This is a genomic window from Polynucleobacter necessarius, assembly GCF_900095215.1.
Taxonomy (GTDB): domain Bacteria; phylum Pseudomonadota; class Gammaproteobacteria; order Burkholderiales; family Burkholderiaceae; genus Polynucleobacter; species Polynucleobacter necessarius_H.
This window is the reverse complement of record NZ_LT606949.1, coordinates 1-22,871: the sequence shown is the minus strand read 5'-3', so window position 1 is coordinate 22,871 and position 22,871 is coordinate 1. Positions and strand designations below refer to the sequence as shown.

The following is a 22,871-nucleotide window of genomic DNA, read 5'->3' as shown; positions in this document are numbered from 1 at the left end:
AGTGAACTCTTCGACAAACAATATCTTTCTGATCGGCCTCATGGGCGTCGGAAAGTCGACCGTCGGCAAAGTACTGGCAAAGAAATTAGGGCGTCGATTTTTGGATGCCGATCATGTTATCGAAGAGCGTTGCGGCGTAAAAATCCCGGTCATTTTTGAAATGGAAGGTGAAGAGGGTTTTCGTAAAAGAGAGGCTCAAGCCATTCGCAAAATCACCGCTGAGCAGGGCATTATTTTGGCGACTGGTGGTGGCGCCATTTTGTTGCCAGAAAATCGTCAAGCACTTAGCGAACACGGTACCGTAATTTATTTGCATACGAACCCCATTGAACTTTGGCTTCGCACTAAAGGCAGTGAAGGACGTCCCTTACTGAAGAATGGCGACGCTAAAAAAATTCTAGAACATTTGTATGCCATTCGCGATCCTCTTTATCGAGAAATAGCCGATCACGTTATTGAAACTGGCAAACCCAGCGTCAATCAACTGGTTAACACCTTAATCATGCAACTTGAACTCTCCGCTTAAATAGATTGGCACTATGATGAAAACACTTGAAGTTGATCTGGGTAATCGCAGTTATCCAATTTACATTGGCACCGACCTGATTGATCAACCGAGTTTATTTAGCGCCTGTAAAAAAGCCACATCTATTATTTACATTGTTAGCAACACCACAGTAGCTCCGCTCTATGCGGAGCGCCTCACTAACACACTAAAAACCTTTAGCAAGCCTGTCAGAACAATCATTTTGCCTGACGGCGAGTCTTACAAGGACTGGAAAAATCTCCAGCTTATTTTTGATGATCTTTTAAAGTTTGGCGCCGATCGTCAGACCATGCTGGTCGCTTTGGGCGGCGGTGTTATAGGTGATATGACTGGATTTGCCGCAGCCAGCTTCATGCGTGGCATTCGCTTTATTCAAGTGCCAACCACTTTACTTGCTCAAGTCGACTCTTCTGTAGGCGGCAAGACTGGCATCAACCATCCGCTTGGTAAAAATATGATTGGCGCGTTTCATCAGCCAGCTGCCGTGATTGCGGACCTTAATACCCCGAAGACTCTGCCACCAAGAGAGCTGTCCGCAGGTCTTGCTGAAGTGATCAAACATGGCGCCATTGCTGACTCTCACTTTTTGGATTGGATTGAGGCCAATTCGACAGCATTACTAGCTTGCGACACTGAGGCAATGGGTCACGCTGTGCTGCGCTCATGCGAAATTAAATCCGCAGTCGTTTCCGCGGATGAAAGAGAAGGCGGCATTCGCGCGACCTTGAATTTTGGTCATACCTTTGGTCACGCCATTGAAGCGGGCATGGGATATGGCGAATGGTTGCATGGAGAAGCAGTTGGTTGTGGCATGGTGCTAGGGGCGGATTTATCACGCCGCCTTAATTACATTAGCGAAGCCGATGCACAGCGCCTCACTAAGATCATCCACTCAATGAATCTACCGATTACTCCGCCAAAATTTGGCGCGAAACGCTATATGGAACTCATGCAGGTTGACAAAAAGACTGAGGGCGGACAAATTCGTTACGTCGTTTTAGAAAAAATTGGTAAGGCTCAGATTAAAAGCGTCGCTGATGCTCAAGTCCTTGAAACTCTAAACGCTACAGGCGCTGCTTAACTCTAATCAGATTAGATGAATCTTTACGGCCTGACCTGCCTGAGCGCTAGCAAAGTCGGATAAATCACTCAACAGCTCTTTACCTGTTTTGGTATCCAGCCATAAAGGTTTTGCGGTCGTGCCAGCCCAGCGATAGTGATAACCCCCTGATTTAGTTGCGACCCAAATTTCATGTAAGTATGGCTGAGTATTGACCACAATCAGACTCCTATCCTTAAAGCGAATATTGATGACATTACCGCCTTGGCGCTCGACATCCAAATCGAGATCTAATTCATCATCCGCCTTCTCTAGTGCTACCTCTATAGAGTGCAATAAATGACTTCCCAGTTGATAAAACTGCTTGTCATCAATGGTTTCCACGTTTGAATTATTTGGATTCATACTAGAGCCCTGCATGCTATATTCAATCATTCGTTTTAGAGACATTCATGATAGCGATTCTTAATAGAGCCCTCCGCCTTAGCCTACTAATATCCCTTGTTGGGTGTGGGGTAAGAGGGCCGCTATATATGCCAAATGTGCCACCCGTTCCGCCCGCTCCTACAGAGCCAGAACCTAAAGGCAAGCTCTACCCGCCCCAAACCCCCGCCAGCCCAAGCAATTCTTCATCAGCCAAATAATGACAAGTAAAGCGCTTCCACTCCATAAGTTATCTGGATTTACCGAAAGCAATGGCAATTGGTATGCCGAAGAAATTGCACTCGCAGATCTAGCGAAAGAATTTGGGACGCCACTCTACATCTATAGCAAAAAGGCGTTGACTGACGCCTACCAGGCCTACGATAAGGCTTGTGTTGATGCCAATGGCAAGCGTCGTGCACGTGTGCACTATGCCATGAAAGCCAATAGCAATTTAGCGGTAATCGATTGCTTTAAAAAACTAGGCGCTGGATTTGATTTAGTTAGCGGCGGTGAGTTAGCGCGCGCACTGGCGATTAGCGCAGATCCCAAAAGTTTAGTGTTTGCTGGTGTTGGTAAATCTGCTGCAGAAATCGCGACCGCCTTAAAAGTTGGCGTCAAATGCATCAACGTTGAGTCCATTGCGGAGCTGCATAAGATTAATAAAGTTGCCGCCGAGCTCAATCTACGCGCTCCAATTTCCTTGCGAGTGAATCCCGACGTGGATGCGCAAACCCACCCCTACATTTCCACAGGCTTAAAAGGAAATAAATTTGGCATCGCTGATCACGAAGTTTTAAAAACTTATCGCGAAGCCTCGCAACTTTCTCAAATTGATGTTGTTGGCATCGATTGTCACATTGGCTCACAAATCACTACAACCGCACCTTACTTAGATGCACTCGATAAAGTGCTGGATTTAGTAGAGCATCTCAAACGGGAAGGCATTGTGATTCATCACCTAGACCTAGGTGGTGGCCTAGGAATCTCTTACAGCGATGAAACACCGCCTGATATCACCGAGTTTACAAACACCTTATTGAATTGTGTCGCCGAACGTGGCTTTGGCCATTTAGATGTTGTGCTTGAGCCTGGCAGATCGCTGGTTGGTAATGCTGGCGTGCTCTTAACGACTGTTGAGTATTTAAAAATCGGTGTTGAAAAGAACTTTTGCATTGTCGATGCCGCAATGACCGAGCTCATGCGCCCAGCCTTATATGAGGCACATCACGGCATTGTTCCTGCGCAGAATAAAGCTGAAAAAGCTTTAACCTATGACGTTGTTGGCCCCGTGTGCGAATCTGGCGACTGGTTAGGACGTGATCGTCAACTAGCGGTTGAAGAAGGCGATCTTCTGACCATTCTGTCTGCCGGCGCTTATGGTTTTGTAATGGCCTCCAACTACAACACACGCCCTAAACCTGCCGAGATCATGGTTGACGGAAAAAATGTTTACGTTATTCGCGCGCGTGAAAAAATCGCTGATTTATTTTCCTCTGAAGCGGTTTTGCCAAATTAAACACTGGCGACGTATTTAAAAACTTCATTAAGTTTAGGCAATAAAAACCTCGCTGCATGAGCGGGGTTTTTTTATTGTGCTGGTGACTAATTAACGTAAGCGAGCGATGTAATCAGAAACGGCTTTCATTGCTAAGTCAGACATCTTGCTAGCAATGGTAGTCATCATTGGACCAATCTTGCGTGTGCCATTACCAAACGCAACCAATTGCGCAGATGAATATTCGGCCCACTGACCACCTAAACGTGGGTACTGTGCAGGGATGCCGGCGCCAGTTGGGCTATGGAAAGCAGCGCACGCTGGCACGCCTTTTACCGCGATGTTTTGCATATCTTGCTCTGTCAAAGTCGCAGCCATACCCATCATGACTGGATTGGCGCGAGTGCCTTCTTTAAAGTTTTTCAATTGCTTAGCTGTATAAGCTGCATGCTGAGCAGACAACTTAGGCCAAGTAGCAACAGCGCTTTGCTATTTAGGTCCATGGCAAGCCAAGCAAACAGTAACGCCACGCGTTGCATCGCCATTCGAATAGAGAGTTTCACCAACAGCTGCATCAACCTTTGGCTTACCTGGAACAGAAGCCTTAGCTTCTGCGGCAGGAGCTGCATCAGCAGCAAAAACTGTGCCAGAAATGCCAATCAAGGCGACAATAGAGAAAGCCGCCAAACCAGCACGTAAGCTAGTTAATTTGGAGATTTGAGAGGTTTGACGCACTATGTTTACCTTGGCAAAAATTCCTAAAAGTGTTTGGGCCCTGCATTTACAACCTCTTTTACCCAACACCATGAGATATTTCATGATTTTGCGTGATTTTACAATAGCTTCTGGATATGTCTAAACTCTTTCAAGCCCGATTCGCCACCACAGTCAATGACACCCATTGCCTGCCTGCCACCCCCCTGCGTGAGGTGGCCTTTGCTGGACGCTCAAATGCGGGCAAATCTAGCGCTATAAACGTCCTTTGCAACCAAAAAAGGCTGGCTTTTGCCAGTAAAACGCCTGGGCGCACCCAACACATCAACTATTTCGGCCTTTTCGCGAAGGACGATCTCTTAGCCTATTTGGTGGACCTGCCTGGTTATGGCTATGCGGCCGTTAACCATGAGACCAAATGCCACTGGAACACCCTCCTAAGCGACTATTTGCAGGAGCGGGAGCAATTAGTAGGCATGGTTCTAATCGTGGATTCTCGGCATGGCATTACAGACCTAGATGAACAAATGATTCAGTGGTTTGTGCCCACCGGCAAACCCATCCATGTTTTGCTCAGTAAATGCGACAAACTCAACAAAAGTGAGTGCAAACATGCCCTAGAAGCTGTTCGCAAACAATTACAGCAATATGACCCCGCTTTGCCTGATGGCCATGGTGAGTCCAAGCAACTTACGGCACAATTATTCTCAAGCACCAAACGCATTGGCTTAGAAGAGGCCGACAACATTGTTATTAAGCGGTTATTTGAAGCAGAGACTAAAGAAGATGAAATCACCAGCTAATTCATTGCTTAATTTTCCAGGACATCGTCCACGCCGCATGCGTCGTGCCGATTGGTCACGTCGTCTCATGCAGGAGAACAGCGTTTCTGCCAGCGACCTGATCTACCCAGTTTTTTTACTCGAAGGACAAGGCAAATCTGAAGCAGTTGCCTCAATGCCATGGGTTAATCGCGTTTCTTTAGATTTACTTTTTCCAGTCGCGCAAGAGTGTGTCGACTTGGGTATTCCAGTACTAGCACTCTTTCCAGTGATTGATGCGACATTAAAAACGTCCGACGGCAAGGAAGCTTTTAATCCCAATGGCTTGATTCCGAAGGCTGTGCGTGAACTCAAGAAACGCTTTCCTAATTTAGGCATCATGACCGATGTAGCGCTAGATCCGTACACCCGCCATGGTCAAGATGGCGTACTCGATGCACAAGGTCGTATTCTGAATGATGAGACCACCGCAATTTTGGTACAGCAGGCGATTGCGCAAGCAGAGGCTGGCGTCGATATTGTCGCGCCATCGGACATGATGGATGGTCGCATCGGAAAAATTCGTGAAGCATTAGAGCAAAAGAAGCTCATTCATACGCGCATCATGGCTTACTCAGCTAAGTATGCCTCCGCTTTTTATGGCCCATTTAGAGATGCAGTAGGCTCTGCCAAGAACCTAGGCAATGCCGATAAAAAGACATACCAAATGGATTGCGCCAATAGCGACGAGGCTTTTCGGGAGGTCGCTCTTGATATCAGCGAAGGCGCCGATATGGTCATGGTCAAACCTGGCATGCCTTATTTGGATATCGTACGCCGCGTAAGAGATGAATTTAATTACCCAACCTATGCATACCAAGTAAGCGGTGAATACGCCATGCTCAAAGCAGCTGCACAAAATGGCTGGTTAGATCATGATCCCGTCATGATGGAATCGCTGCTCGCATTTAAGCGCGCAGGTGCAGATGGTGTATTGACTTACTTTGCGCTTGAGGCTGCGCGCCTAATTAAAGCAAGCAAGTAACTATTTGGTTATTTGCTTGCTTCTTATTAATGAATGGCTGCTTTAGTTTTTCAACGCATTCCTGAGGCGTTCAATAAAACGCTGCGGTGGCATATAGCCAATCACGCGTTGATCTTTTTGCTCTTGTGAATTTTGATTAAAAATCAAAATACCCGGAGGGCCAAATAAACCAAAACGCTTAAGCAATGCCTGGTTCTCAGGGCTATTTGCAGTGACGTCCGCTTGTATCAGCACAAACTGCTTTAGCTCTTTGCTCACCTCTGGATTGGCAAAAGTATTGACTTCCATCTCCTTGCAACTAATACACCACTCAGCATAAAAATCCAAGAGAACGAATTTATTTTCTGATTTCGCTTTGCTCAATTGCGCATCTAGCTGCGCTGGAGACTGAATTACCGTAAAAGATAAATCACCCACTTGATGAACACTCTGTCCATTGATAGTTTTTGTACTGCCAACGCCATCATTTTTTTGTAGCAACGGTGAGGCAATCCAAGCAGCCGTAGCTACCAACAAAACGCCTAGCATGCGTTGCAAATACACCATCCAAATGCCAGTAGATGGGATCAAAATACGCGCTTCAATGGCAATGAAAAGCAGTGGCAGACCCATTCCTATAGCCATCACAAAGAGCAGTCCTGCACCTAGGCTCATGGAGCCAGTTTGCGCAATAAAGGCCAGAACGCCTGCTAAAGGAGCGGTAATGCATGGGCTGGCTACTAAGGTAGAAATGGCCCCCAAAGCAAAAGCACCCAACACACTTCCGCCTTTTTGACGCCCTGCGAGTTTATCCACATGGTGATGCCATGATTGCGGCAAACGGAGGTCATATAAGCCAAATAAGCTGCCAGAAAGAGTTAGAAGCAGCAATGCAAAGGCACCTAGGGTAAACGGGCTTTGCAAAGCACGCTGAACGCTACCTCCTAGAGCAGCCATCAGCACGCCAGCCAAGGCATACACCAGAGCCATACCCAAGACATAGGCTAGCGCCAGAATGCTGGCACGGCCCTTAGACATTGCTTTGCCACCCTGAGTTCCAAAGATCACGCTCGAGAGAATGGGCAGCATGGGAAGTACGCAAGGCGTAAACGCTAAAGCGAGGCCTAAAACAAAAAATGCTAGAAATAAATATGTAGTTGAGGTGCTTTCTAAAAAACGGCCAATTGCATTAATGTCATCGCGCTCACGCCATAAATCAGTGAGGCCAAATTCTCCATTGGCCTGAACATTGGCTGCTGCGGTGGAATTTAAAGCTTCTGGAATTGGGGCCGCTTTTACGTCCGGCGCAGCAAGTAAAAACTGAAGGGTCATTGGCTGATAACAAATACCCGCTTCTGCGCAACCTTGGAGCGTCACCTCAGCATGAAGTGGTTTTCCAGTGGCCGGTTTTGCATCCAAAATAACTAAGAATGGCTCTTTGTATACCTGCAGTTTTTTCTGAAAGGTTTCATCAAACTTTTCCACGCCCACTGGCAGCGAAGGCCTTATGTTACTTAGCTTTCCAGCCTGCACACCCGCCTGAAACTTAAGCGATTCTTGATAGATGTAATAGCCTTTAGCCGGCAAGAATTCCAGCTCAATTTGATTGCTGTTTTCTAACCAAGTAGCCTCAACGCGAAATGCTTTTTCGAGAGGTAAAACATCGGGCGCAGCAAAAACTTGCGCAGACAAGAGTACAAACAGGGCAACGATTTTTGCTACGAATGAATGCATTCTCATGACTTCAAATTTACCTCAGACTCTACCCATTTGCCGTATTGCTTTTCATATTGCTCAGGAGAAAAAGCCAATATCTCAGGAAGATCATAAGGATGTGCATTTTTAATAAAGGTGCTTATCTCAAGCCACTTAGCTTCAGTAGTTTTAGCGGATAGCAACACCTCTTTCTCTTCGAAAATCTTACCTTCCCAACGATAAATTGATTGAATGCCCTCGGTCAACTGAACGCAAGCGGCTAAATAGTTTTCCACCATGGCACGAGCCATAGTTTTGGCAAGCTCCACGCTTGGTAGGCTTGTTGCCACTACTAAAAGCGTGCTGGAAGAGGCCGGGGAATTTTTAGACATTCTGTATCTATAAAAACCAATAAATGAAAAAAGCCAGACCGGAGCCTGGCTTTTCAATGCAGCTAAAGGACTTACACCTCTTCAGCTACTGATGCTGTTTCTTCAACTTCTAGGCGATCCACCAACTCAACCAAAGCCATTGGTGCATTATCGCCATGACGGAAGCCAAACTTCAAAATACGAAGGTAGCCACCTGGACGTGTTGCGTAACGTGGGCCGAGTTCTTTGAAGAGCTTTGTCACGATATCGCGATCACGTGTACGATTAAATGCTAAGCGACGGTTTGCTAAGTTATCTTTTTTACCCAATGTAATCAAAGGCTCAACAACCATGCGCAATTCTTTAGCTTTTGGCAAAGTCGTTTTAATGACTTCGTGCTCCAAAAGAGAATTGGACATATTGCGCAGCATCGCCAAGCGATGTGATGATGTTCTGTTTAGTTTGCGTAAGCCGTTTCCGTGACGCATGATGCTTCCTTTCTAATTATTTCTCGAGATTAGCTGGAGGCCAGCTTTCGAGTTTTATGCCAAGACTTAAGCCACGAGCCGCCAATACATCTTTGATTTCATTCAAAGATTTGCGACCTAAATTAGGCGTCTTCAACAATTCATTCTCTGTACGTTGAATCAAGTCACCGATGTAGTAAATGTTCTCAGCCTTCAAGCAGTTTGCAGAGCGAACTGTGAGCTCGAGATCATCAACCGGACGCATCAACATTGGGTCAACCATTGAAGAGCGGCTTGGTGTCAAATCACCAGAAACTTCGCTGCTCTCAAGAGCCGCGAATACAGCTAACTGATCAACCAACATGCTAGCCGCTTGACGAATCGCCTCTTCAGGAGACAACACGCCGTTTGTTTCGATAGTCATTACGAGACGATCGAGGTCAGTACGTTGCTCAACACGAGCAGACTCAACAGCATAGCTAACACGGCTTACTGGGCTGAATGACGCATCCAACACAATACGGCCAATGATCTTAGTGGCTTCATCGTTGTACTGACGAACGTTACCTGGAACATAGCCACGGCCTTTTTCAACCTTGATCTGCATATCCAACTTGCCGCCAGCGGACAAGTGAGCGATAACGTGATCAGGATTCATGATTTCTACATCATGTGGCAAATCAATATCTTTTGCGGTTACAACGCCTGGGCCTTCTTTACGCAAATTGATAGTAACTTCGTCACGTGACTGCAACTTAAATACGATACCCTTGAGGTTCAATAAGAGGTTTACTACATCCTCTTGCACTCCATCCAATGTGGAGTACTCATGAACAACACCAGCAATAGCTACTTCAGTTGGCGCATAACCAACCATCGAGGACAACAGTACACGACGTAATGCATTTCCGAGTGTGTGGCCATAGCCACGCTCGAACGACTCCATAACAACCTTAGCTTGGTTGGCGGTAAGCGCTTCAACAGAAATAATCTTTGGCTTGAGCAAATTTGTTTGCATATTTTTTCCTTGAGAGTGCCTAAATTAACGTGAATACAATTCGACAATAAAACTTTCATTAATTTCACCTCTAATCTCTTCGCGGTCAGGCACTTGCTTAAATGTTCCCTCGAGCTTGGCTGCGTCAACTGAAACCCAAGTAACAGCTGCCATTTGTCCGACCAAATTGAGTGATTCTGTAATACGCGCTTGCTTCTTCGCTTTTTCGCGAATAGCAACTACATCACCAGGTTTAACCTGAATGGATGGAATATTCACGGGTTGGCCATTGAGCAAAATTGCACAGTGAGCAACCAGCTGACGTGCTTCAGCGCGTGTTGAACCAAAGCCCATGCGATAAACCACGTTGTCTAAACGTGACTCAAGCAATTGGAGCAATGTTTCACCAGTATTGCCCTTACGACGCTCGGCTTCAGCGAAGTAACGACGGAATTGACGCTCTAATACGCCATAGATACGTTTAACCTTTTGCTTTTCACGCAATTGATGGCCGTAATCGGATGTTCTTGAGCCAGATGTACGACCATGTTGACCAGGCTTAGTATCTAACTTGCACTTGTCTGACATGGCGCGACGTGCGCTCTTTAAAAATAAGTCGATACCTTCCCGACGTGCTAATTTGGCCTTAGGCCCTAAGTAACGTGCCACGTTAATTTCCTTTCTTTGCCGCAGTCTTACGACCGGCGGTGAGTTCACCCTTTAAATCAGGCGAACAGTGGGCTTTAATAAAAAAACTACTGAAACTATTTGTACTGCCAACTTCCAAGCTTAGATACGACGACGCTTAGGAGGACGACAACCATTGTGTGGAACTGGAGTTACGTCTTGAATCTCGGTGATCTTGATGCCCAAAGAGTTCAATGCGCGAACTGCTGATTCACGACCTGGGCCTGGGCCTTTGATCTGAACTTCCAGGTGCTTGATACCACATTCAATGGCTGTCTTACCAGCAACTTCTGCAGCTACCTGCGCCGCAAAAGGTGTTGATTTACGTGAGCCTTTGAAGCCCTGGCCGCCAGAAGTTGCCCATGAAAGCACATTTCCTTGACGATCAGTGATCGTAATAATGGTGTTATTAAACGAAGCATGAACGTGTGCAATACCGTCAGAAACGTTCTTTTTAACTTTCTTACGAGCGCGCTGTGAAGCAGCTGCAGCAGATTTTTGTTGTGCCATGTCAATAAACTTTCTTGATTATTTCTTCAGTTGCACGCCAGACTTACGTGGGCCCTTACGGGTACGCGCGTTTGTCTTAGTACGTTGACCACGTACAGGCAAGCCCTTACGATGACGAACGCCACGGTAGCAACCTAAGTCCATCAATCGCTTGATGCTCATAGTTACTGCACGACGAAGATCGCCTTCCGTGACGAACTTACCTACTTCATCACGCAACTTTTCCAAGTCACCGTCAGTAAGATCTTTAACTTTTTTGTCTATTGCAACACCTGTGATATTGCAGATTTGGTGTGCACGAGTTGTGCCGATGCCAAAAATTGCTGTCAAACCGATGACAGTATGTTGATGATTTGGGATGTTTACCCCAGCGATACGTGCCATAAGATTTCCTCTTAATTAACCAGATCAGCCTTGACGCTGCTTATGACGTGCGTCTGAAGAACAGATCACGCGCACAACGCGTTTGCGCTTAATGATCTTACAATTTCTGCAAATACACTTAACGGATGCTAAAACTTTCATAACTCACCTCTTAAAAAATAGGTACTACTTAATCTTTACTTCGCACGGAAAATAATTCTGGCACGCGTCAGGTCGTAAGGAGTCATCTCCACTGTCACCTTATCTCCCGGCAAAATACGGATGTAGTGCATCCGCATCTTGCCAGAAATGTGCCCTAACACCACATGTCCGTTTTCCAGCTTCACGCGAAACATCGCGTTCGGCAAATTCTCTACAACTTCTCCCGCCATCTGAATTACATCGTCTTTAGACATTCAGTTAAGCGCCCATCTTAAAGTTAGCTTTTTTCATCAAAGAGCCGTACTGCTGTTGCATAACAAATGACTGAACTTGAGCCATGAAATCCATTGCAACAACCACAATAATCAACAATGAAGTACCACCGAAATAGAACGGCACGTTGTACTTCAACACCAAGAATTCTGGCAACAAGCAAACCAGAACCATATAAATAGAGCCTGCTAGAGTCAAACGCACCAAGATCTTATCGATATAACGCGCTGTCTGGTCACCTGGACGAATACCTGGAACAAATGCACCGCTCTTCTTCAAGTTCTCAGCAGTTTCACGGCTGTTAAATACCAAAGCGGTATAGAAGAAGCAGAAGAAAATAATCGCAGCTGCATACAAAATTGTGTAAACAGGCTGACCTGGGGCTAAAGTCGCTGCTAAATCTTTAATAATTCTGCTAAACATATTGGTTGGCTCGCCTGATGTAAACCAGCCAGCAATTGTTGCAGGGAACAAAATGATTGAAGAAGCAAAAATTGGAGGAATAACACTCGCCATATTTAACTTCAATGGGAAATAAGAGGATTGGCCACCGTAAATCTTGTTGCCAACTTGACGCTTAGCATAGTTCACCAAGAGACGGCGCTGACCGCGCTCTACAAACACCACAAAATAAGTCACCGCCACGCAAATCACTACGATGAGCAATGCGGAAATAATATTCATTGAGCCAGTGCGAACCAGCTCTAACAAGCTAGCTAATGCATTTGGCAGACCAGAAATAATACCGCCAAAAATAATGATGGAGATACCGTTACCAAGACCACGCTCAGTAATTTGCTCGCCAAGCCACATGAGGAACATCGTGCCAGTTACTAGGGTCACCACGGTGTTCAATTCAAACATTAAGCCTGGGTTAATCACCAAACCTGGTTGAGCTTGCAATGCAACAGAAATACCTAAAGCCTGGAATGTAGCCAAGAACACAGTGCCATAGCGGGTGTACTGAGTAATCTTACGTTGACCTGCTTGACCTTCTTTTTTCAAAGACTCTAAAGAAGGAACAACAATCGTCATTAACTGCATGATGATCGATGCGGAAATGTAAGGCATGATTCCCAAAGCAAATATGGTAAAGCGAGATAAAGCGCCACCTGAGAACAGATTGAACATTCCCAAGATACCGTCTTTTTGACCAGAGAACAGCTGCGCCAATTGGTCTGTATCAATACCAGGAACTGGAATATGAGCACCCAAACGGAACACGAGCAAAGCCAACACCAGGAAGACTAAGCGTTGGCGTAATTCGCCAAACTTGCCACCTGATGCTGCGGTGCTTGCGTTATTGGTAGGTGCTAATGCCATATCTACTAAAAGCCTATTAAGCCAATTCAACCAATTTGCCGCCAGCTGCTTCAATAGCTGCTTTTGCGCCGGCAGTTGCTGTGATGCCATTGAGGGTTACAGCAATCTTGAGTTCGCCAGTTTTGATAACCTTAACTGCATTGATTTGATCACCAGCGAAGCCATGAGCTTTCAATACCAATAAGTCCACTTCTGGCAAATTGATTCTTGCTAAGTCATTCAAAGTAATTTGACCAGCATGACGACGCGTCAAAGACACGAAACCACGCTTTGGCAAACGACGGTACATAGGCATCTGACCGCCTTCAAATCCTACCTTGTGGAAACCACCAGAACGGGATTTTTGACCTTTGTGACCACGGCCAGCAGTTTTACCAAGACCAGAACCAATGCCGCGACCAACGCGACGACGGTTTTTCTTAGAGCCTTCTGCGGGTTTAATTGTGTTGAGTTGCATATTCTTCGCCTATTTACTTGCTAGTTATTAGCCAATGACTTTAACTAGATAAGAAACTTTATTAATCATGCCGCGAACAGCTGGAGTGTCTTCCAATTCAGAAACTGAATTGATGCGACCAAGGCCTAAGCCACGTACAGTTGCACGATGGCTTTCGCGTGTACCGATCAAGCTGCGTACTAATTGCAGTTTGACTTTGGAGGTAGATGTTGTCATTTATAGATTCCTAATCTTTTGGTCTTAACCGAGAATCTCTTCAACTGACTTACCGCGCTTAGCAGCAATCTCAGCAGGAGTACTCATCTTGCTCAAACCATCAATGGTTGCACGAACCAAGTTGTATGGGTTTGTTGAGCCGAGTGACTTAGCAACCACGTTAGTTACGCCCATTACGTCGAAAATCGCGCGCATTGGGCCGCCAGCAATAATTCCAGTACCGTCTTTAGCTGGAGCAATCAAAACGCGTGACGCGCCATGTTGACCAGTAACCGTGTGCTGCAAAGTACCTTTACGTAGAGTGACTTTAATCATTTTGCGACGTGCTTCGTCCATTGCTTTTTGAACGGCAACTGGAACTTCTTTTGATTTGCCTTTACCCATGCCGATGCGGCCATCGCCATCGCCAACTACAGTGAGTGCAGCGAATCCGAGGATACGACCACCCTTAACCACTTTAGTTACACGATTAACAGCGATCATCTTCTCGCGAAGACCATCATCACGGTCTTCGTTTTGCATCTTAGTTTGCATTTTTGCCATGTTTTTTCCTAAACCCTATTAGAACTTCAGGCCGGCTTCACGCGCAGCTTCAGCTAAGGCCTTAATACGGCCGTGGTAACGATGACCGGAACGATCAAAAGCAACATCAACAACGCCTGCCTTAACAGCACGCTCAGCAACTAACTTGCCGATTTGTTTTGCAGCTTCAGCGTTGCCGCCGTTTTTAATCGCTTGGCGCAAATCTTTTTCCATTGTTGAAGCAGCTGCTACAACCTTGGTTCCGCATGGGCTATAAACCTGAGCAGAAATATGAGAGTTGCTACGGATAACTGTTAAGCGATTTGCCAATGCTTCGGCAATGCGAATACGAGTCTGCCTAGCACGTCTTTGTCTGGATGCGTCTTTATTCATTTTCTAATCTCGCTTACTTCTTCTTAGTTTCTTTCAGATGCACAACCTCATCCACGTAGCGAACACCCTTGCCTTTGTATGGCTCTGGTGAACGGTATGCGCGAACTTCAGCTGCGACCTGGCCAACTTGCTGCTTGTTGGAACCTTTGATAATGATTTCAGTTTGAGTAGGAGTCTCAGCCTTTACACCCTTTGGCAGGTTGTAAATAATGTCGTTCGAGAAACCCAACTGCAATTTCAATGTCTCACCTTGAGCAGCAGCACGGTAACCAACGCCTACCAAGCTGAGCTTGCGCTCAAAGCCAGTAGTTACGCCAACAACCATGTTGTTAACCAAAGCACGAGCGATACCAGACTGAGCACCAGCTTCTGGTGTGTCGTTATTCAAAACAACAGTCAATACGCCATCTTCTTGTTTCAACCCAACAGAAGGATGCAAGTTGTGTGTCAACGTGCCTAAAGGGCCATTAACAGTAATGTTTTCACCGTTGATGCTGATTTCAGCGCCCTTAGGAACTGTAATTGGTGATTTACCTACGCGGGACATATTTCGCTCCTTAAGATACGTAGCAAATAACTTCGCCGCCCACGCCTGTTGCACGTGCTTTACGGTCAGTCATTACGCCTTGAGGGGTTGAAATAATTGCAATGCCTAAGCCATTCATTACTTCTGGAATGTCATGACGGCCTTTATAGATGCGTAGACTTGGTGTTGATACACGGTCAATACGCTCAATAACAGGACGGCCTGCATAGTATTTGAGATCAATTTGCAACACTGGCTTCGCTGCTTCACCTTTGATTTCGAAATTTTCAATATAGCCTTCATCTTGCAAAACTTTTGCGATGGCTACTTTAACTTTTGACGACGGCATCAAGACTACGGGTTTCTGCACTGCTTGCGCATTGCGGATCCTTGTCAACATGTCGGCGATTGGATCGCTGATACTCATGAGTTCTCCTACTTCTTTCGCCGCTTACCAGCTGGCCTTGGTTAAACCGGGGATTTCGCCACGGCAGGCGATTTCACGAATCTTGCTACGAGCCAAACCGAACTTACGGAATGTGCCGCGTGGGCGACCGGTTAATGAACAACGATTTCTTTGACGAATCGGGCTTGCGTTACGTGGAAGTGCCTGTAGCTTCAAGCGAGCCTCATAGCGCTCTTCATCGCTGCGTGATTGATCAGCAATGATCTCTTTGAGTTCAGCACGCTTAACAGCGTACTTTTCTACAGTTTGTGCGCGTTTATTCTCGCGCTCAATTAGGGATAGTTTTGCCACGTTAGCCTCTTAATTGCGGAAAGGGAATTTGAATGCTGCCAACAAAGCTTTTGCTTCTTCGTCGGTTTTAGCAGTCGTCGTAATACTGATATTGAGACCACGGAGGGCATCAATTTTGTCGTATTCGATTTCAGGGAAAATGATCTGCTCTTTAACGCCGATGTTGTAGTTACCACGACCGTCAAATGCTTTACCAGAGATACCGCGGAAGTCGCGTACGCGTGGCAATGCAATAGTAACGAAACGATCCAAGAATTCGTACATGCGTGCACCACGCAATGTCACCATGGCGCCGATTGGGTAACCTTGACGAATTTTGAAACCTGCAATCGCTTTTTTGGCCTTAGTTACCACTGGCTTTTGACCAGAAACTTTAGTTAAATCGCCAACTGCATTTTCGATAATTTTTTTATCATTCACTGCATCGCCTAAGCCCATGCTCAGGGTTACCTTAGTGATGCGTGGAACTTCCATTACAGACTTGTAACCAAATTTGGCGATCAAATCTGCAACAACTTTAGATTGATAGTGCTCTTGAAAACGTGTGCTCATAATTTCTCCGTGCCCCTTATGCGCTTAAAGTCGCGCCAGTGGTTTTGAGGAAACGCTGCTTTTTACCGTCAACGAGTTTGATACCAACACGTGATGGTTTGCCGTTACCGTCAACCAAAGCCACATTAGAAATGTGAACAGGCATCGTCTTGTCAATCATGCCGCCAGTAACACCGGCTGCTGGGTTTGGCTTAACGCTCTTTTTGTAAATATTGACGCCTTCGATTACTAATTTGTTCTCGAGAACGGCTGTAACAGTTCCTTGCTTGCCCTTATCGCGGCCAGTCAATAGAACTACGGAATCACCTTTACGAATCTTTTTCATATCAGCCTCTTAAATAACTTCGGGGGCGAGAGAAACGATCTTCATGAACTTTTCAGTACGCAATTCGCGCGTCACTGGTCCAAAGATACGTGTGCCAATTGGCTCTAACTTAGCGTTGAGCAATACCGCAGCGTTGCCATCAAACTTAATCAATGAACCGTCTGGACGGCGAACACCCTTAGCAGTTCTCACTACTACGGCGTTATAAATGTCGCCTTTTTTTACACGGCCACGTGGAGAAGCAGACTTAACGCTGACTTTGATGACATCACCGATACTGGCGTAACGACGCTTAGATCCGCCCAATACCTTGATGCACAACACTTCACTGGCGCCTGTGTTATCGGCAACCTGTAATCTACTTTCGGTTTGTATCATTTCTAATCCCCAACTTATTTGCCAAAGGCAAACAGTCTTGGTTCCGTCTATGGGTTTTAACGAAAACTAAAACCCGGAATTAATGAAAAACACCGCTTCTCCAATAAAACTAGAGAAGCTTTTTATTTTACTACGTAAAACAGGGATTTGGGAAGAAACTTCGCTAAAATCCCTAATATTTCTTTAAAGACCCTCTGAAGCCTCAACTAAACGGGTCACAACCCAAGATTTAGTACGTGACATTGGCTTAGATTCAGCAATTTCAACGGTATCACCGATCTTATATGTGCCAGCTTCGTCATGAGCATGGTACTTTTTGGACTGGCCAACGTACTTACCAATCACAGGATGCTTAACTTGACGCTCAACCAACACCGTCACAGTTTTTTGCATTTTGTCGCTAACAACGCGGCCCACAATGGTGCGGCGCAAGGGTTTAGATAATTCTGTCATATCCCTTTTTCCTTATTTCTGTGCAGTCTTTTGGGCAATAAAAGTCTTCACACGAGCGATGTCGCGCTTATTTTTACCCAATTGACTGGTATTTGTGAGTTGCTGAGTGCCTTTTTGCATACGGAGCTTGAAACCGGTCTTCAGCAACTCGGTCAACTCTGCATTTAAAGCGTTCAGATCTTTTGAAGCTAATTCTGTATTTTTCATAATCTCTATCCCCCGATCAACCTAAGTGGCGCATCACGAAAGTGGTCTGTAAAGGCAACTTAGCAGCAGCAAGCTTGAAAGCTTCGCGCGCCAATTGCTCATCAACACCGTCCATCTCGTAAAGCACTTTGCCTGGCTGAATTTCAGCTACGTAGTACTCTGGGTTACCTTTACCGTTACCCATACGTACTGCAGCAGGTTTTTGTGAAATTGGCTTATCTGGGAAAATGCGAATCCAAATACGGCCACCACGTTTAATGTGACGAGTCATTGCACGACGTGCTGACTCGATTTGACGAGCAGTCAAACGACCACGGCCAACGGCCTTCAATCCAAAGTCACCAAAGGCTACAGAACTTCCGCGTGTTGCCACGCCAGTGTTACGGCCTTTTTGTTCCTTACGATACTTGCGACGCTTTGGTTGTAGCATGCTTACTCTCCTGACTTCTGCGTATCTGCGGCTGGTGTTTCAACCTTATGCACACGCTTTACTGCTGGTTTAGCAGCAACTAATGGCTTGTCTGTGCCAGCAGCTGGTTTACGAGCAGCCGTCTTGCTTTGTACACGACGAGTTTTCTTTTCTTCGGCAGCTGGTTCAGCAGCTTGTGCAGCAACTTGCGCTTCTGTACCACGACCCAATGTGTCGCCTTTGTATACCCAAACTTTTACACCGATGATGCCGTATGTTGTTTCAGCTTCTGATGTTGCGTAGTCAATGTCCGCCTTCAATGTATGAAGTGGAACGCGACCTTCACGGTACCATTCGCGACGAGCAATTTCCGCACCATTTAAACGACCAGAAGACATGATCTTGATGCCTTGCGCGCCAAGACGCATCGCATTTTGCATGGCGCGCTTCATAGCGCGACGGAACATAATGCGCTTCTCTAACTGTTGAATAATAGAGTCAGCGATCAATTGTGCATCGACTTCAGGCTTACGAATCTCTTCAATGTTCACGTGAACTGGAACACCCATACGCTTTTGTAATTCACGACGGAGCACTTCAATATCCTCGCCTTTTTTACCGATTACAACGCCTGGACGTGAGCTGTAAATGGTGATGCGTGCGTTCTTAGCAGGACGCTCAATCACTACTTTACTTACGGATGCATTCTTCAACTTCTTCTTGAGATAGCTACGGACATCTACGTCCTCTTTCAGCATCTTCGCAAAGTCAGTGTTGCTCGCATACCAACGTGATGTCCAATTCTTCGTTACCGCGAGTCGGAATCCAGTTGGGTGTATCTTTTGGCCCATATTTTTCCTTAGTTACTCAAGGTCACGCTAATGTGACAAGTTTGTTTTTCAATTTGATTACCGCGACCCTTAGCGCGTGCGGTAAAGCGCTTCAATGAAGTGCCTTTATCAACAATAATTGCTGCAACCTTGAGCTCGTCAATGTCAGCACCTTTATTGTGTTCAGCATTGGCCACTGCGGACTCAACAACTTTCTTCACGATGAAGGCAGCTTTCTTGGGGCTGAAGTTCAAAATGTTTAATGCGCGAGCAATCGGCAAACCACGAATTTGGTCGGCGACCAAACGTGTCTTTTGCGCAGAAATGCGGGCACCCTTGTGAATAGCTTTAACTTCCATCATCATCCCCTTACTTCTTTGTTACTTTCTTGTCAGCAGCGTGACCTTTGAAAGTACGGGTCAAGGCAAATTCGCCTAACTTATGACCAACCATATTTTCTGATACATATACCGGAACGTGTTGACGACCGTTATGTACAGCAATCGTCAGACCAATAAAGTCTGGAAGGATTGTTGAACGGCGTGACCAAGTTTTGATCGGCTTTTTGTCTGTGTTGGCTTGTGCAACTTCAACTTTTTTTACTAAGCTGGCGTCGCAAAATGGGCCTTTTTTAGCTGAACGTGTCATATCTATTTATCCTTATCGCTTAACGTTTTTGACGACGTTGAACGATCATCGAAGTTGTACGCTTATTGCGACGTGTGCGATAACCTTTGGTTGGAGTGCCCCATGGAGATACAGGTACACGGCCTTCGCCAGTTCTACCTTCACCACCACCGTGTGGGTGATCTACTGGGTTCATTGCTACACCGCGAACGGTTGGGCGAATACCACGCCAGCGATTTGCACCTGCTTTACCAATTTGACGCAAGCTATGCTCTTCATTGCCAACTTCACCAATAGTGGCGCGGCACTCAATCAGAACACGGCGAACTTCACCGGAGCGCAAACGCACTTGAGCGTATACGCCTTCACGCGCTAACAATACTGCGGACCCACCAGCAGAACGCGCTACTTGAGCACCTTTACCAGGCATGATTTCTACACAGTGAATCGTGCTACCAACTGGAATGTTGCGAATAGGCAAATTGTTACCAGACTTGATTGGCGCTTCAGCGCCATTCATGATTGCCTGACCAAAAGTCATGCCTTTAGCAGCAGGAATGTAGCGACGCTCACCATCCGCAAACACGATCAATGCAATATTTGCACTGCGGTTTGGATCGTATTCCAAGCGCTCAACTTTTGCTGGAATACCATCTTTGTCGTTGCGTTTGAAGTCAACAACACGGTAGTGATGCTTATGGCCACCGCCCTTATGGCGAGTAGTGATATGACCGTTGTTATTACGGCCTGCTTTTTGAAACTGTGGCTCTAACAATGGTGCAAAAGACTTACCTTTATGGAGGTCAGGATTGACCACCTTGACCATTGAGCGACGACCTGGTGAGGTCGGTTTAGTTTTCATCAAAGGCATGATTAATTCGCCTCCGCTTCAAAGTTAATTTCTTGACCTGGCTTCAAATTCACATAGGCCCTCTTGGTGTGGTCACGACGACCTTCAAAACGGCCATAGCGCTTAGGCTTACCCTTGTGATTCACGATTTGAACTGAGTCAACTTGCACCTTGAAGAGCAATTCAACTGCTTGTTTTACATCGCTCTTGTTTGCGTCGCGAGCTACTTGGAAAACTACTTGTTCGTTTTTCTCTGCAACCATAGTGGCTTTTTCAGAGATCACCGGTCCAAGCAGAACCTTCATCAGGTTGTGATCGTTTTTACGGACTTGGCTCATTTCAGCAACTCCTCAATTTTTGCGATCGCTGCTTTGCTTACCAATACTTTTTTGTATTGAACCAAAGCCAATGGATCAGCGTGCTGTGGCTCAACCACGACAACTTTATGCAAGTTACGTGATGCCAAGTACAAATTCTCACTAACCTGATCAACTATGATCAAGACTGAATCCAAGCCCATTGCTTTCACTTTTTCGGCCAAAACTTTGGTCTTTGGAACGTCAAGATTAAATTGATCAACCACATTCAAACGACCTTCGCGAGCTAACTGAGACAAAATCGATCTCATGCCAGCGCGGTACATTTTCTTGTTTACTTTTTGACTGAAATTCTCTTCTGGAGAATTTGGGAATATACGACCACCTCCACGCCACAGCGGGGAAGAGCTCATACCAGCACGTGCACGACCAGTACCTTTTTGACGCCAAGGTTTTTTGGTTGTGTGCTTAACTTGCTCACGGTCTTTTTGTGCACGGTTACCACTACGTGCATTTGCTTGGTAAGCGACTACAACCTGGTGTACCAATGCTTCGTTATATTCACGCTCGAATACTTCTGGTGAAGCTTGTACGCCCGCACCTAAAGTACCGTTGTCCTGGAGAAGCTTAAGTTCCATATTCGCTCTCCTTATTGCTTCTTCAACGGTGTCTTCACCACTGGAGTAACAATAACTTTACCGCCTGGGGCACCTGGAATAGCGCCTTTAACCATGATGAGATTGCGTTCTGCATCAATGCGTGCGATGACTAAATTTTGCACTGTACGTGTAACGTTACCCAAGTGACCGGTCATACGCTTACCAGGGAAAACACGGCCTGGATCTTGCGCCATACCGATAGAGCCTGGTACGTTATGTGAACGTGAGTTACCGTGTGATGCGCGACCAGAAGCGAAGTGATAACGCTTGATGGTGCCTGCGTAACCCTTACCGATTGTTACGCCTTGCACGTCCACTTTTTGACCAGCAGTAAATGCAGCTTCGGCAGGAACAACTTGTCCTGGTGTCATTTCTGCGATTTTTGCTGCGTCTAATTGGAATTCGTTGAGTGCATTACCAGCCATCACACCCGCTTTAGCGAAGTGACCAGCCATTGCTTTGGTAACGCGAGTAGCTCTACGTGTGCCATGTGCCAACTGGATAGCGTCATAGCCATCAGTTGCCTGGGTCTTGATTTGAGCGATTCTGTTGTCGCTCACGTCGATTACGGTGACAGGAATCGCTTCCCCTTCGTCCGTAAATAGACGGGTCATGCCGACCTTGCGGCCGATTAAGCCTAAGCTCATATTCATGCTCCACGCCGACTTCGATTGGTCGGCAAAATTAATTTAAGTGATTTACAAGTAAAAGTACTTCTAACTCAATAACTTCCAACGTTTTGGATGCTGATAAAACTAAGATTTTCGCCAAAATAATTGAGCGAAGCCTTAAATTCTATCCCGAAAACCCAGTCTTGACAAGCAAAAAGATTAGAAACAACAAATTACTGCAATTTAATTTCGACGTCCACGCCTGCTGGCAGGTCTAATTTCATTAAGGCATCAACAGTTTTCTCTGTAGGATCAACGATATCCATCAAACGAAGGTGGGTACGGATCTCTAACTGGTCGCGGGATGTCTTGTTCACGTGTGGTGAACGCAAGATATCAAAACGCTCGATACGGGTTGGCAAAGGTACTGGACCCTTAACAACTGCACCGGTACGCTTAGCTGTATCAACGATTTCAGCTGCTGACTGGTCGATCAAACGGTAATCAAATGCTTTAAGACGAATACGAATTTTTTGGTTTTGCATATTAATTCCAAAGAGCGTTGTGGTGCTGCCACGTTATACATCTAAAGAGCACGGTGACATCAGCAGCACTGATGTCACCGGTTAGCAAACCGCTAAATATTAATTACTAGTAAAACTTAAGCCAAAATCTTTGCAACCACTCCGGCGCCAACAGTACGGCCACCTTCACGGATCGCAAAACGTAAACCTTCTTCCATCGCGATTGGAGCGATGAGTTTTACGGTAATGGTTACGTTATCCCCAGGCATTACCATTTCTTTGTCTTTTGGCAACTCGATTGAACCAGTTACGTCCGTAGTACGGAAGTAGAACTGTGGACGATAGTTGTTAAAGAATGGAGTATGGCGGCCACCTTCGTCTTT

39 protein-coding genes and 1 pseudogene are annotated in these 22,871 nt (G+C 46.0%); 6 read left to right on the top strand and 34 right to left on the bottom strand.

The features are described from left to right. Position 1 precedes the first annotated feature (1 nt). Complete coding sequence (locus DXE35_RS00200; protein WP_114689129.1) at positions 2-526, top strand: shikimate kinase; 525 nt, start codon at positions 2-4, stop codon at positions 524-526. Positions 527-542: 16 nt separating this feature from the next. Then, on the top strand, positions 543-1,628 hold the full coding sequence (aroB, locus tag DXE35_RS00195) for a 3-dehydroquinate synthase (protein ID WP_231970124.1): 1,086 nt from the start codon (positions 543-545) through the stop codon (positions 1,626-1,628). 6 nt (positions 1,629-1,634) lie between these two features. Here the strand turns inward: aroB and cyaY are convergent, their stop codons facing one another. Beyond that, positions 1,635-2,012, bottom strand: coding sequence for an iron donor protein CyaY (gene cyaY / locus DXE35_RS00190; protein WP_114690319.1), 378 nt, complete (start codon positions 2,010-2,012; stop codon positions 1,635-1,637). Between the two features lie 47 nt (positions 2,013-2,059). Between cyaY and lptM the strand changes: the two genes are divergently transcribed. After that, a complete protein-coding gene (gene lptM, locus DXE35_RS11275) occupies positions 2,060-2,251 on the top strand; it encodes an LPS translocon maturation chaperone LptM (protein WP_114689127.1) in 192 nt (63 codons plus the stop codon). Beyond that, a complete protein-coding gene (gene lysA, locus DXE35_RS00180; protein ID WP_114689126.1) occupies positions 2,251-3,549 on the top strand; it encodes a diaminopimelate decarboxylase in 1,299 nt (432 codons plus the stop codon). Before lptM ends, lysA begins: the two co-directional genes overlap by 1 nt. Positions 3,550-3,639: 90 nt before the next feature. Here lysA and DXE35_RS00175 read toward each other — a convergent pair. Continuing rightward, positions 3,640-4,263 (bottom strand): annotated as a pseudogene (locus DXE35_RS00175) (c-type cytochrome). A gap of 116 nt (positions 4,264-4,379) precedes the next feature. Between DXE35_RS00175 and yihA the strand changes: the two are divergent. Both yihA and hemB read left to right on the top strand, forming a co-directional pair. Beyond that, positions 4,380-5,045, top strand: a complete 666-nt coding sequence (gene yihA, locus DXE35_RS00170; RefSeq protein ID WP_114689125.1) for a ribosome biogenesis GTP-binding protein YihA/YsxC — start codon at positions 4,380-4,382, stop codon at positions 5,043-5,045. Next, positions 5,029-6,048 carry a porphobilinogen synthase gene (gene hemB / locus DXE35_RS00165; RefSeq protein WP_114689124.1) on the top strand — a complete coding sequence of 340 codons (1,020 nt, stop codon included), beginning with the start codon at positions 5,029-5,031 and terminating at the stop codon, positions 6,046-6,048. Before yihA ends, hemB begins: the two co-directional genes overlap by 17 nt. Positions 6,049-6,090: 42 nt before the next feature. On the opposite strand, the gene dsbD is transcribed toward hemB, so the two are convergent. The 32 genes from dsbD to DXE35_RS00005 all read right to left on the bottom strand — a co-directional run. After that, positions 6,091-7,761, bottom strand: coding sequence for a protein-disulfide reductase DsbD (gene dsbD, locus DXE35_RS00160; RefSeq protein ID WP_231969884.1), 1,671 nt, complete (start codon positions 7,759-7,761; stop codon positions 6,091-6,093). Positions 7,762-7,763: 2 nt separating this feature from the next. Further along, a complete protein-coding gene (gene cutA, locus DXE35_RS00155) occupies positions 7,764-8,114 on the bottom strand; it encodes a divalent-cation tolerance protein CutA (RefSeq protein WP_114689122.1) in 351 nt (116 codons plus the stop codon). Positions 8,115-8,185: 71 nt separating this feature from the next. Further along, positions 8,186-8,581 carry a 50S ribosomal protein L17 gene (rplQ, locus tag DXE35_RS00150; RefSeq protein ID WP_114689121.1) on the bottom strand — a complete coding sequence of 132 codons (396 nt, stop codon included), beginning with the start codon at positions 8,579-8,581 and terminating at the stop codon, positions 8,186-8,188. Between the two features lie 16 nt (positions 8,582-8,597). Continuing rightward, a complete protein-coding gene (locus tag DXE35_RS00145) occupies positions 8,598-9,578 on the bottom strand; it encodes a DNA-directed RNA polymerase subunit alpha (RefSeq protein ID WP_114689120.1) in 981 nt (326 codons plus the stop codon). 24 nt (positions 9,579-9,602) lie between these two features. Beyond that, entirely contained in the window at positions 9,603-10,226 is a 624-nt protein-coding gene (gene rpsD / locus DXE35_RS00140) for a 30S ribosomal protein S4 (protein ID WP_114689119.1), read from the bottom strand. Positions 10,227-10,346: 120 nt separating this feature from the next. Continuing rightward, positions 10,347-10,754 carry a 30S ribosomal protein S11 gene (rpsK, locus tag DXE35_RS00135; protein WP_114689118.1) on the bottom strand — a complete coding sequence of 136 codons (408 nt, stop codon included), beginning with the start codon at positions 10,752-10,754 and terminating at the stop codon, positions 10,347-10,349. A gap of 18 nt (positions 10,755-10,772) precedes the next feature. Further along, a complete protein-coding gene (gene rpsM / locus DXE35_RS00130) occupies positions 10,773-11,138 on the bottom strand; it encodes a 30S ribosomal protein S13 (RefSeq protein WP_114689117.1) in 366 nt (121 codons plus the stop codon). 24 nt (positions 11,139-11,162) lie between these two features. Beyond that, the gene (gene rpmJ, locus DXE35_RS00125) at positions 11,163-11,279 is read right to left on the bottom strand and encodes a 50S ribosomal protein L36 (RefSeq protein WP_012357167.1); all 117 of its coding nucleotides are present in this window, start codon (positions 11,277-11,279) and stop codon (positions 11,163-11,165) included. 35 nt (positions 11,280-11,314) lie between these two features. Beyond that, positions 11,315-11,533 carry a translation initiation factor IF-1 gene (gene infA, locus DXE35_RS00120; RefSeq protein ID WP_068320132.1) on the bottom strand — a complete coding sequence of 73 codons (219 nt, stop codon included), beginning with the start codon at positions 11,531-11,533 and terminating at the stop codon, positions 11,315-11,317. 4 nt (positions 11,534-11,537) lie between these two features. Beyond that, on the bottom strand, positions 11,538-12,875 hold the full coding sequence (gene secY, locus DXE35_RS00115) for a preprotein translocase subunit SecY (protein WP_114689116.1): 1,338 nt from the start codon (positions 12,873-12,875) through the stop codon (positions 11,538-11,540). A 16-nt stretch (positions 12,876-12,891) separates the two neighbouring features. Further along, complete coding sequence (rplO, locus tag DXE35_RS00110) at positions 12,892-13,332, bottom strand: 50S ribosomal protein L15 (protein ID WP_114689115.1); 441 nt, start codon at positions 13,330-13,332, stop codon at positions 12,892-12,894. A gap of 27 nt (positions 13,333-13,359) precedes the next feature. Beyond that, positions 13,360-13,548, bottom strand: coding sequence for a 50S ribosomal protein L30 (rpmD, locus tag DXE35_RS00105; RefSeq protein WP_114689114.1), 189 nt, complete (start codon positions 13,546-13,548; stop codon positions 13,360-13,362). Between the two features lie 24 nt (positions 13,549-13,572). Continuing rightward, the gene (rpsE, locus tag DXE35_RS00100; protein WP_114689113.1) at positions 13,573-14,091 is read right to left on the bottom strand and encodes a 30S ribosomal protein S5; all 519 of its coding nucleotides are present in this window, start codon (positions 14,089-14,091) and stop codon (positions 13,573-13,575) included. Between the two features lie 18 nt (positions 14,092-14,109). Continuing rightward, positions 14,110-14,463, bottom strand: a complete 354-nt coding sequence (rplR, locus tag DXE35_RS00095) for a 50S ribosomal protein L18 (protein WP_114689112.1) — start codon at positions 14,461-14,463, stop codon at positions 14,110-14,112. Between the two features lie 13 nt (positions 14,464-14,476). Then, the gene (gene rplF, locus DXE35_RS00090; RefSeq protein ID WP_114689111.1) at positions 14,477-15,010 is read right to left on the bottom strand and encodes a 50S ribosomal protein L6; all 534 of its coding nucleotides are present in this window, start codon (positions 15,008-15,010) and stop codon (positions 14,477-14,479) included. Between the two features lie 10 nt (positions 15,011-15,020). Then, positions 15,021-15,416, bottom strand: a complete 396-nt coding sequence (gene rpsH, locus DXE35_RS00085; protein WP_114689110.1) for a 30S ribosomal protein S8 — start codon at positions 15,414-15,416, stop codon at positions 15,021-15,023. A 24-nt stretch (positions 15,417-15,440) separates the two neighbouring features. Then, positions 15,441-15,746, bottom strand: coding sequence for a 30S ribosomal protein S14 (rpsN, locus tag DXE35_RS00080; protein WP_114689109.1), 306 nt, complete (start codon positions 15,744-15,746; stop codon positions 15,441-15,443). Between the two features lie 9 nt (positions 15,747-15,755). Beyond that, a complete protein-coding gene (rplE, locus tag DXE35_RS00075) occupies positions 15,756-16,298 on the bottom strand; it encodes a 50S ribosomal protein L5 (protein ID WP_114689108.1) in 543 nt (180 codons plus the stop codon). Between the two features lie 16 nt (positions 16,299-16,314). Then, a complete protein-coding gene (gene rplX, locus DXE35_RS00070; RefSeq protein ID WP_015420242.1) occupies positions 16,315-16,623 on the bottom strand; it encodes a 50S ribosomal protein L24 in 309 nt (102 codons plus the stop codon). Between the two features lie 9 nt (positions 16,624-16,632). Further along, a complete protein-coding gene (gene rplN / locus DXE35_RS00065) occupies positions 16,633-17,001 on the bottom strand; it encodes a 50S ribosomal protein L14 (RefSeq protein WP_114689107.1) in 369 nt (122 codons plus the stop codon). Positions 17,002-17,184: 183 nt separating this feature from the next. Further along, the gene (gene rpsQ / locus DXE35_RS00060) at positions 17,185-17,454 is read right to left on the bottom strand and encodes a 30S ribosomal protein S17 (RefSeq protein ID WP_114689106.1); all 270 of its coding nucleotides are present in this window, start codon (positions 17,452-17,454) and stop codon (positions 17,185-17,187) included. Positions 17,455-17,466: 12 nt separating this feature from the next. Beyond that, on the bottom strand, positions 17,467-17,661 hold the full coding sequence (gene rpmC, locus DXE35_RS00055) for a 50S ribosomal protein L29 (protein ID WP_068320118.1): 195 nt from the start codon (positions 17,659-17,661) through the stop codon (positions 17,467-17,469). 16 nt (positions 17,662-17,677) lie between these two features. Then, positions 17,678-18,091: a 50S ribosomal protein L16 gene (gene rplP, locus DXE35_RS00050; protein ID WP_114689105.1), complete on the bottom strand. Its 414-nt coding sequence runs from the start codon at positions 18,089-18,091 to the stop codon at positions 17,678-17,680. 2 nt (positions 18,092-18,093) lie between these two features. Beyond that, a complete protein-coding gene (rpsC, locus tag DXE35_RS00045) occupies positions 18,094-18,921 on the bottom strand; it encodes a 30S ribosomal protein S3 (protein WP_114689104.1) in 828 nt (275 codons plus the stop codon). An 8-nt stretch (positions 18,922-18,929) separates the two neighbouring features. Then, a complete protein-coding gene (gene rplV, locus DXE35_RS00040) occupies positions 18,930-19,262 on the bottom strand; it encodes a 50S ribosomal protein L22 (protein WP_197713907.1) in 333 nt (110 codons plus the stop codon). 7 nt (positions 19,263-19,269) lie between these two features. Further along, positions 19,270-19,548 (bottom strand): 30S ribosomal protein S19, encoded by a 279-nt coding sequence (gene rpsS / locus DXE35_RS00035; RefSeq protein ID WP_114689103.1) that lies wholly within the window; start codon positions 19,546-19,548, stop codon positions 19,270-19,272. Positions 19,549-19,567: 19 nt separating this feature from the next. Beyond that, complete coding sequence (gene rplB / locus DXE35_RS00030; RefSeq protein ID WP_114689102.1) at positions 19,568-20,398, bottom strand: 50S ribosomal protein L2; 831 nt, start codon at positions 20,396-20,398, stop codon at positions 19,568-19,570. Positions 20,399-20,400: 2 nt separating this feature from the next. Then, on the bottom strand, positions 20,401-20,715 hold the full coding sequence (gene rplW / locus DXE35_RS00025) for a 50S ribosomal protein L23 (protein ID WP_114689101.1): 315 nt from the start codon (positions 20,713-20,715) through the stop codon (positions 20,401-20,403). Continuing rightward, on the bottom strand, positions 20,712-21,332 hold the full coding sequence (rplD, locus tag DXE35_RS00020) for a 50S ribosomal protein L4 (protein ID WP_114689100.1): 621 nt from the start codon (positions 21,330-21,332) through the stop codon (positions 20,712-20,714). Before rplD ends, rplW begins: the two co-directional genes overlap by 4 nt. Before the next feature lie 11 nt (positions 21,333-21,343). Continuing rightward, positions 21,344-22,000, bottom strand: coding sequence for a 50S ribosomal protein L3 (gene rplC / locus DXE35_RS00015; protein WP_114690317.1), 657 nt, complete (start codon positions 21,998-22,000; stop codon positions 21,344-21,346). 197 nt (positions 22,001-22,197) lie between these two features. Further along, positions 22,198-22,509, bottom strand: coding sequence for a 30S ribosomal protein S10 (gene rpsJ / locus DXE35_RS00010; RefSeq protein WP_011901899.1), 312 nt, complete (start codon positions 22,507-22,509; stop codon positions 22,198-22,200). A gap of 116 nt (positions 22,510-22,625) precedes the next feature. Continuing rightward, positions 22,626-22,871: EF-Tu C-terminal domain-related protein (locus DXE35_RS00005; protein ID WP_462803956.1), on the bottom strand; the 246-nt coding region annotated here is incomplete at its 5' end.